The sequence below is a fragment of the Anaplasma phagocytophilum genome, assembly GCF_023476575.1.
GTDB lineage: Bacteria > Pseudomonadota > Alphaproteobacteria > Rickettsiales > Anaplasmataceae > Anaplasma > Anaplasma phagocytophilum_A.
Genome location: NZ_JAHLEX010000054.1, coordinates 1 through 8,507, shown reverse-complemented (window position 1 = coordinate 8,507; position 8,507 = coordinate 1). Strand labels below are relative to the sequence as shown.

6 protein-coding genes are annotated in these 8,507 nt (G+C 40.4%); 5 read left to right on the top strand and 1 reads right to left on the bottom strand.

Annotated elements, in window-relative coordinates; genetic code table 11:
• Positions 1 to 346 precede the first annotated feature (346 nt).
• Entirely contained in the window at positions 347 to 1,426 is a 1,080-nt protein-coding gene (gene prfA / locus KPX09_RS03370; RefSeq protein WP_249548993.1) for a peptide chain release factor 1, read from the bottom strand.
• 326 nt (positions 1,427 to 1,752) lie between these two features.
• Here prfA and yihA point away from each other — a divergent pair, with 326 nt between their 5' ends.
• From yihA to KPX09_RS03345, 5 genes are all read left to right on the top strand, one after another.
• The gene (gene yihA / locus KPX09_RS03365) at positions 1,753 to 2,334 is read left to right on the top strand and encodes a ribosome biogenesis GTP-binding protein YihA/YsxC (protein WP_249548992.1); all 582 of its coding nucleotides are present in this window, start codon (positions 1,753 to 1,755) and stop codon (positions 2,332 to 2,334) included.
• Complete coding sequence (argB, locus tag KPX09_RS03360; RefSeq protein ID WP_249548991.1) at positions 2,312 to 3,295, top strand: acetylglutamate kinase; 984 nt, start codon at positions 2,312 to 2,314, stop codon at positions 3,293 to 3,295. Before yihA ends, argB begins: the two co-directional genes overlap by 23 nt.
• Positions 3,296 to 3,465: 170 nt before the next feature.
• Complete coding sequence (gene hemF, locus KPX09_RS03355; RefSeq protein ID WP_249548990.1) at positions 3,466 to 4,290, top strand: oxygen-dependent coproporphyrinogen oxidase; 825 nt, start codon at positions 3,466 to 3,468, stop codon at positions 4,288 to 4,290.
• A 147-nt stretch (positions 4,291 to 4,437) separates the two neighbouring features.
• Positions 4,438 to 5,628, top strand: a complete 1,191-nt coding sequence (locus KPX09_RS03350) for a dicarboxylate/amino acid:cation symporter (RefSeq protein WP_249548989.1) — start codon at positions 4,438 to 4,440, stop codon at positions 5,626 to 5,628.
• 471 nt (positions 5,629 to 6,099) lie between these two features.
• Positions 6,100 to 8,082, top strand: a complete 1,983-nt coding sequence (locus KPX09_RS03345) for a hypothetical protein (protein WP_249548988.1) — start codon at positions 6,100 to 6,102, stop codon at positions 8,080 to 8,082.
• Positions 8,083 to 8,507: the final 425 nt, after the last annotated feature.

Sequence of the window (8,507 nt, the reverse complement as noted above, 5' to 3'; positions counted from 1 at the left end):
AGAAAACTTCATCGCTTGAACACACAAAAAGTTCATCAATACAGTTTTTCCCGCACCAGTGGGCCCGATTATTGCTGTATGCCCGACATCACGTATGTGAAAACTAAAAAAGAACGGCGTTCCTGACTTGGTATCTGTATTTTATTCATAGTAGAAAACTAAACACATAAGAGCTTGCATAGTGCACCGTCAAGGAAAAGTAATTCGCCACATATCAAGGTTTTGCTACCTTGGATTATCTGCGACTAGAGCATCCATAAACTCGTCCAAGTCTTCTTCTTTCATAACACAATCTAGTTTGTGCGACGTCAAATTTATCATGTAATACACCGAATAATGCGAGGACTCAGTGTGTTATCTGTTTTAGCTTATTAGCTTGATCATCTGCGACTAGAGCGTCTATAAACTCGTCTAGGTCTCCTTCTTTCATTACGTAATCTAGCCTGTACGATGTCAAATTGATCCTGTGGTCAGTGATGCGGGACTGAAGAAAGTTATAGGTTCTAATGCGTTCAGAGCGGTCTCCAGAACCTATCTGACTTTTACGCATTTTAGATATTTCCTCCTCTCTTTTTTGTTTTTCTAGGTTATATAACCTAGCCCTGAGTACTTTTAAGGCTTTACTCTTATTCTTATGTTGTGACTTCTCATCTTGCTGGATGACCACTATGCCGGTAGGGATATGTGTTATTCTGACAGCACTGTCTGTGGTATTTACTGATTGTCCTCCAGGTCCACTAGAACGGTAAACGTCTATTCTGAGATCTTTTTCATCAATTTTTAGATCTACCTCCTCAACCTCAGGTAGAACAGCTACGGTTGCAGCAGATGTGTGTAACCTACCCGATGATTCAGTTTCCGGTACCCTCTGTACTCTGTGTACGCCGGATTCGAATTTTAGCCGCGCAAAAACATCTTTACCGCCTACACTAAACGATGCCTCTTTATAGCCACCGATTCCTGTTGTAGAGATGTTAATGGTTTCCACCTTCCAATTTTTCCTTTCAGCATACTTAAGGTACATACGATATAGATTACCCACGAATAGCGCGGCCTCTTCGCCCCCTGTGCCTGCTCTAATCTCTAAAATTGCATTACGAGAATCGTCTCTATCCTTAGGCAACAGCGATAGTTGTAGTTCGTGCCTGAGCTTTGGCAAGAGCTTTTGTTTGATGTGCGACTCATCTTTAGCTAGGCTGCGAAGCTCAGGATCTGTACTGGCGCTATTTACTAACTCTTCCAATTCTGCAATTTCCTTCTGCGTAGATTTGTATTTTTCAATCAAAGACATTATAGGTAGTAAGTCCGAATACTCACGCGATGCCACGACAAAAGCTTGAGTTCCAAGTGTCTCGGGGGCGGAAAGCTGTTGTTTCAAAATGCGAAATTTCTCACACAACCCCTCAAGGCTGCTTTCAAAGCTCATAATTCTACCTGTACCTCTAAAACGCCCAGAAACAGTAAGTGTATAAGCAACAGAAGCACACTGCTGCTACAAACACCCATACCTGGAATTGTAAATTTTTGTACTACCGTTTGCAATAGATTTACATTGATATCCGAGTAATATGAAAAGAGAATACAGAAAAGTATTCTTCATTGACAGGCGTGATTTCCTGTAAACTCATTTCTATACAATGACTCCCTATGGCTTTATAGTGTTGATATTTGGGGGTAAGTTGAATTCGGATTGTGTTTACTCTGTGAGACATAGATTGGAACGGATTTTTTCCAGGTTAGTGGGGTGTCTATATGCTTGGCTGTAGATTTGTTGCTGGAGTGCAGGCTCGGAAGTCATTTCCAGATTTTGGTGTCCCGGAAGTAGCGTTTGCAGGTAGATCGAACGTGGGAAAGTCTAGTTTGATAAATGCTATTACAAATAACAAGAAAAACGCCAAAACTTCTTCTAATCCTGGTTCTACAAGGCAAATTAACTTTTACCTTAATAAGGGAATAGTGGCATTGGTGGATCTTCCAGGATACGGCTACTCTAAAGCATCTAAGGAAGCGACCAGGGGGTATATAGACGTCATGGAACACTACTTAATGAGTAGGGAAGCTTTACAGAGGCTACTTTTACTTATAGATTCCAGAATTGGTCTTAAGGAGATAGATAGGGATTTTTTGTGCTGGTTGGAGGAACACGGTATTTACTACAGTATCGTTCTGACAAAGGCGGATAAACTTTCTGATCAAGAGCTTGGTAGTATGGTATCTTTCGTGCAAAAACAAGCACAAGGCGGTGATTTTTTGCTACGACCTATCATGTGGGTAAGTAGTAAATCTGGAAAGGGAATAAGGGAGTTGGCTCATGAAATTTCAAGATGTATCTAAAGGTTCTCGCAAGGAGAAGGGTCCGTGGCTTGATGGCGGTCAGCTTTCCGAAGAAGAGCAGTGGTTAAACGAAGCACGGGTTCTATCTGAGTCTATAAAGTGCATACATCAGTTTTCTGGTGAGACGTTTGTTATCAAGTACGATGGCAGGGCTCTTGAAGACAAGAAGCTTGCGGACAGTTTTGCTAGTGACATAGTGCTATTAAAGCAAGTGGGCATACATCCGATAATTGTGCATGGCGGAAATTATCGGGTAGAAGAGGTTTTAGAGAAGTTTGGCAAAAAAGAAGGAGTTTTTGTAAATGATTTCCGGGTTGTCGATTCTGAGGTTTTAGAAATCACAGAGATGGTGCTTTCTGGTTTGGTAAATAAGGAAATTGTTCAGACAATTAATGAAAATGGCGGCTATGCCGTTGGCATAAGTGGGAAGGATGCATGCTTGGTAGAGGCAAAGAAGGTGTGCTTCACTGCACGAAATGGGCAGCCAAACAATGTAGAAAAGATAATGGATATAGGGTTTGTAGGCGAGCCTCATAGTGTCAATACGGAGTTGTTATTTTTCCTAGAGGAATCGGATTTTATTCCTATCATTTCGCCAATTTGTAGAGGCCCAAATGGGGTGACACATGTAGTCAGCCCTGATTTGGTTGCAGGAGCTATTGCATCTTCACTGTCAGCGGCTAAGTTAGTTATCCTTGCTGATAGTGCAGAGGATATAAAAAATATGCAGCATGATGATGAATTGCTGGTAGGTACAGTAGAGGAAGCTGAGAAGTTGTTAAACGACGGTAAAGTTTGTGAGACTATGGTACAGAGGTTGCAAACTTGTATAAAATTTGCCAGGGAAACGTGTGGTACTGCGCATGTTGTGGATGGTTCGATACCACATATTTTGCTTATGGAATTATTTACTATAAACGGAACTGGTGCCAGTATATGCGGCGATTTTTCTAAGGACTGAGTTGGTAGGAAGCGCAGTTTGTGGTGTAGTAGAGTTATCCATAATTTCGTAGTATTACCTTTTAGATGGAATATATTTGGACTATCTAGAGCATCTTCTCTGTGGTAGAGGGGTGTTTTGTTTGTGCTCTTTAAATATAGGTAGATTGTTGATGTGTTGAGAGCTCTAAGATGGACGGGAAAAAAGATTTAGTTACTGAGTGGTTTGTTGTTTTAAGTGATAAAATAGTTAGTGCATTTCTTGCAGTAGAGGCAGATTTTTCTGACAATTCTCCCGTAATTAAGAAAAGAAAATGGGAAAGAGAAGGAGGAGGTGGTGGGGAGTCAGTTATCATTTCGGGATCTGTATTTGAAAAAGCAGGTGTTAATTTTTCTATCGTGCACGGAAAGCTGAAAAGCGACTTTGCTGCAGAAATCCCAGGTGCAAGGGAAAGTAACGGTGAATTTTGGGCGAGTGGAGTTTCTATTGTTGCGCATATGTGTTCACCATTTGTTCCAGCGGTACACATGAATACAAGGTTTATTTGTACTTCAAAGAGTTGGTTTGGTGGTGGTATCGACCTTACTCCTATTTATCACAATTATGATGACACTATTTTCTTCCATGATGCCTTGAAAGCCATGTGTAATAAGTTTGATGTACACTACTACGATCAGTTTAAAAAGAACTGTGACGAATATTTCTATCTTCCGCATAGGAAGGAGCCTAGGGGAGTAGGTGGAATATTCTACGATTATATGCAGACAGGTTTTGAGAGAGACTTTGCCTTTACTCGCGCTGTGGGGGAATGTTTTCTAGAGGTTTATCCTGCGATAGTAAGACGGAGTATGCATAAGGAGTGGAGTGAAGAAGAGCGAGATTATCAGCTTATCAGGCGTGGTCGCTATGTGGAGTTTAATTTGCTTTACGATCGTGGCACCAGGTTTGGATTAATGACGGATGGCAATTCAGATGCCATAATGATGTCAATGCCTCCGCTTGCGAAATGGGTTTAGGGTTGTATTACTTTTCCTTTGTAATGCCTATAGCTATCTGACGACGTAGTTTTCTGGCTTGTAGAGAGGTTTTATTTTTGTAAAGTGTTAGCAGAGGTAGTGTGCGTTATGGTTTTGAGCTGAAGTACTGGGATTGTTGAGTGTAGTATGTTGAAGTTTTTTCTTATTTTTCTTGCTGTATGTTTTGCATTTTTAACCAAGTATCTGGATATTCCTGTACTATTAGAAGCAGCTCAGGGTGTCAGTTCCATGTTCATAAGTTTGCTAAAACTCGTGGGCATTCCCATGATATTTCTATCCGTAATGTCGACTTTTTCTGGCTTGGGCGGCCTAAAAGATGCTAAGAGTCTTATTGGTAGCACTATATTTTATGCACTGACAACTACTGCGATAGCAGCGTTGATCGGGTTATGTTTGTACATAGTTATAGCGCCGGCTCAAGGTATCAATATCTCTGAAGTATCTGATTTATCTAATGTGATGGACTGGAATTACGGTGCACATCTTATGTCAGTATTTCCAGACAATTTCGTGCGTATTTTTCTCGATAATAATGTTATAGGCTGTATAGGAGTCTCTTTTTTGTTGGGGGCAGGGTGCTTATTTATTGAAGACGAACAGCGTGCGTTTCTGAGTAAATTTTTCTCTGCGATGTTTGAGGTATTTTTACGAGCTGCAGGTTTTCTTACGTATCTTATGCCACTGGCGGTATGGGGATTTATGACTGTGTTTTTGTGCATGCCTCAGGGACAAAATTTTTCTAATGGGCTTACAAAGTATGTACTATGTGTTATCTTGGCCAACGCCATACAAGCAGTTATTGTATTGCCTGGGTTAATGATTGCAAAAGGTATTCCGGTGATACCCACATTGAAAGCAGTTTTACCATCGTTAGTAACTGCGTTTTTTTCTAGATCATCCGTGGTTGCGTTACCGGTTACCATTAAGTGTGTTCATGAAGGTTTAAGTGAATCAAAAAGAGTAACATCTTTTGTATTGCCACTGTGCGCAAGCATAAACATGAATGCATGTGCTTCATTTATCTTGATAACAGTACTTTTTGTATGTGAAGTTAATTTGCATGCTTTTTCATTTATGGAAATCTTAATATGGGTTATTTTCGCTATAGGAGGAGCTATAGGTAATGCGGGTGTACCTATGGGATGTTATTTTATGGTCATGAGCTACCTTACTTACATGAAGGTGCCCTTGCATGTTATGGGTTTGATATTGCCCATGTATTCTATCCTTGACATGTTTGAAACTGCATTAAATGTATGGTCAGACATATGTGTTACTCGAGTTATTGGAAGAAAGCATCAGGCGGTAAGCTCATAGGTGCGGTACTTTTAAGCATCACACAAACGGATTAACCACCTTGTCGTTGAGCTCCTGTTTAGCTGCTTCAGGTGCTCTTTGTCTTGGAATATGATTTCAACAGCACATTCAGAATCCACAACGGCTATTTCAGCACCGAGCCACGCATAATTAACATTCCCTCCTTAGATGTTTTGAGTTCTCATCACTATATATGCCCCACCATGTGTCTTACACACAATAATGCTGACTTTAATCAAGGCCTGTATTATAGGCCTTTCTTCTGCAAGGCGGAGTGACTATCAAAAGCTCAAGGTGCACACATAATAAGGGGTTTTCTCTTTGCAGTTGCTATGTGGGACAACTATTCTGTTATATAGCAGGTGTATGTTGAAGTGGGCAAAAAAGTATTGAGATTTTAGTATAATCGCTGTAAATGTTCACGTGTGAGATGTGTTTCCTACTGGTGTGCCACTTAAGGGGTAATACGGGATGGGTAGGCTTATCGTACGTACAGGAAAGGTATTGCTTATAAGCGGAATAGCTGTATTAGCATCAGCTGGCGTAGTAGGCGCTAAGTACGGAATTGAAGATCGTTTTACGACGTGGCTACTTTTTGTATCGTTGACGCTTATCTCTCTTGCGTTATGTCTGTTGTACTCCCTGCTTAGGAAAGAGTGCGTTGGTAGCACAAAAGGTTATTATATAACGGCTTTGCTGGAAGAACCTGGTGTTAAGGCAATTCCTTTTTCTAGTAAAGTTCATATAAGTGAAAGTTCCAGAGTAGAGACATCTGATGGAGTCAAGATTGGGGTTGACGCTAACAGTTATCTGATAAACGAAGGGAACCTGCGTGAGTGTAAACAGCTTCCACGCAATGGTATAGCGTTTCCTATAGAATTTTATTCACAGCATGATGAGCGGTATTTTAGATTATTGCTAGAGAAGAAATTTCTTTGTTTGTCTCAGGAACGCAAATCCGTTGCTGGGATTAGAAGGCGTGCTATGAATAAAATGCTCAAAGTACTGCCTCACGAGGGTCATATATCTATATCAATGGTTGAGGATTTCAGGGGAAGTGTAGTTGAGTATATTTTGTATTCCATGGCCATGTCGCAAGAATTAATTTCTGGTATAGGTATGGAATTTTTTAAGTGGTTCCCTGTTTGTTGTCTAGGTATGGCTAAGAGTACTAGACCTTATCAGCAAGCACTTATGGATGTAGACAGTGCGTCGATCTTCGATGCATTTCCGGGGGCATGGTGGGTGGCGTACAACTATAAAGAAGTCTTTCAGCACGTAATTGACTACAGCAAGGATATTGCACGAAGCAAAAATAAGGGGCCTGGCAACACCTGTCTTTCTAATAGTGAAATTGTTTTTCTAGAGAGTCTACAAAGAGGAGCAGAGGGTTATAGTAAATTTGATAAGCGAGAATGTGTTTATGCAGAAAAAGCACTCATGCATATGCTTGCCGTTATGTATGTGATGCTGTCCAGAGATACTCATAACGTTTTCGATAGAACTAGTCTAAAATCGTGGTTAAACGGTATTATGCTGCACGATTTTGGGAGCAAAGAAGTTGCAATTCACGTTGCAATGACATCTCTAGGAGGGGAGATGTTTCAAGGTAAATTGCTCAGTAGTATATACGGTGATCTATGCAGTGAGGTGAAGACATTTGGGATTATGAGAAAGCATATGGATGATCTCCTGAGGTTTTCTGCAAATGATGTGACTCACTCCATGATATTGGATTTTGTGGATGAGAAGGGCATGGAGTTTTTTGCCATGTGTGGCATCATGGTCCCGTATTTTCATCAAACCAGGGTATATAGGCTTCTTAAGAATGATGCTCATTATAGGATGCTAGTTTCAGATATTTCCTATAGAATTAAAAATTTTGATGTTTTTGGTCGGATCAGACCTAACGAACAGACGATTTTAAGTATGCTCTCTTACCATAGAGAAGAGAATCATGTTTATTGGGAAGAGAATAAAGAAGAGGAGGAGAAGTATATACGTAGTGGTAGGAACAGGATCTATAGAATGCTAAGGGAGTTTGAAATATTGGAAACCACGTGTTGTGCATGTGCGTGGCCAGATCCTAGCATTCTCAGGTTTTTTGTGAAACTTGCGGTATGGATGTGGGCAGCAAAGGAATTGAGTGTACTGCGGGGTGTAGAGCCTTTGGAGTTAGAAACATGCTCTGTTTATACTGTTTTAGAGTTATATATTAAGTCCTATTGGAGCAATTTGGGTGTAGATGTACTAATGAGGGGTAATGAGTATAGTGTTCCCATAGATGCCATGTTATTGGACGAAGTTTCGCTAAACTTTCGGGTGGTCCCGTGCGAAGATACATTGGTCAAGGTAAGTCGCGGTTCTCTGTCAAGTGTGGTATATGAGCTTGTTTATGGAAGGGAGAAAAGAGAAATTAGGGGCGAGGTAAATACAGGGGTAGTATTGGATTAAGAAGAGGTTTATTTTTCTAGGTGAAAAATTCTAGTATCTGTGTACTTAATGTATGTAAAGAAAGCTCTGTTATTACGACCATTATTGTGTTTTAAATAGTTGAGAGATTGGTGTGTTGTTGAGCTATGTAAATATAGTTTTATGTAATGAATATTAGACACTGCGCTGCTGTAGAGTCTTTATAGTTACATAATCCACCCACATATGAGATAGCTGTATGTAGTATGTCAAAGAGTGATGCAATGTTACGCCAATATTTTTGTAAACCTAGGTTGCTCTCAATTATTGTATTTGTCCATGGCTTGAGTAAGAAAGCAGAGGGCAGCGTGGTAGCACGCAAAAACACCTTCTATCCAGTACTGTATGTACTGGCATGGCTCCAGTATCCATAAATTAAAAGTTTACACAGCATTACAGATCGTAGT

Excerpts from the sequence above, each read along its gene's own strand:
- prfA (WP_249548993.1), bottom strand. The coding sequence starts at position 1,426 with ATGAGCTTTGAAAGCAGCCTTGAGGGGTTGTGTGAGAAATTTCGCATT.
- yihA (WP_249548992.1), top strand. The coding sequence starts at position 1,753 with ATGCTTGGCTGTAGATTTGTTGCTGGAGTGCAGGCTCGGAAGTCATTT.
- argB (WP_249548991.1), top strand. The coding sequence starts at position 2,312 with ATGAAATTTCAAGATGTATCTAAAGGTTCTCGCAAGGAGAAGGGTCCG.
- hemF (WP_249548990.1), top strand. The coding sequence starts at position 3,466 with ATGGACGGGAAAAAAGATTTAGTTACTGAGTGGTTTGTTGTTTTAAGT.
- KPX09_RS03350 (WP_249548989.1), top strand. The coding sequence starts at position 4,438 with ATGTTGAAGTTTTTTCTTATTTTTCTTGCTGTATGTTTTGCATTTTTA.
- KPX09_RS03345 (WP_249548988.1), top strand. The coding sequence starts at position 6,100 with ATGGGTAGGCTTATCGTACGTACAGGAAAGGTATTGCTTATAAGCGGA.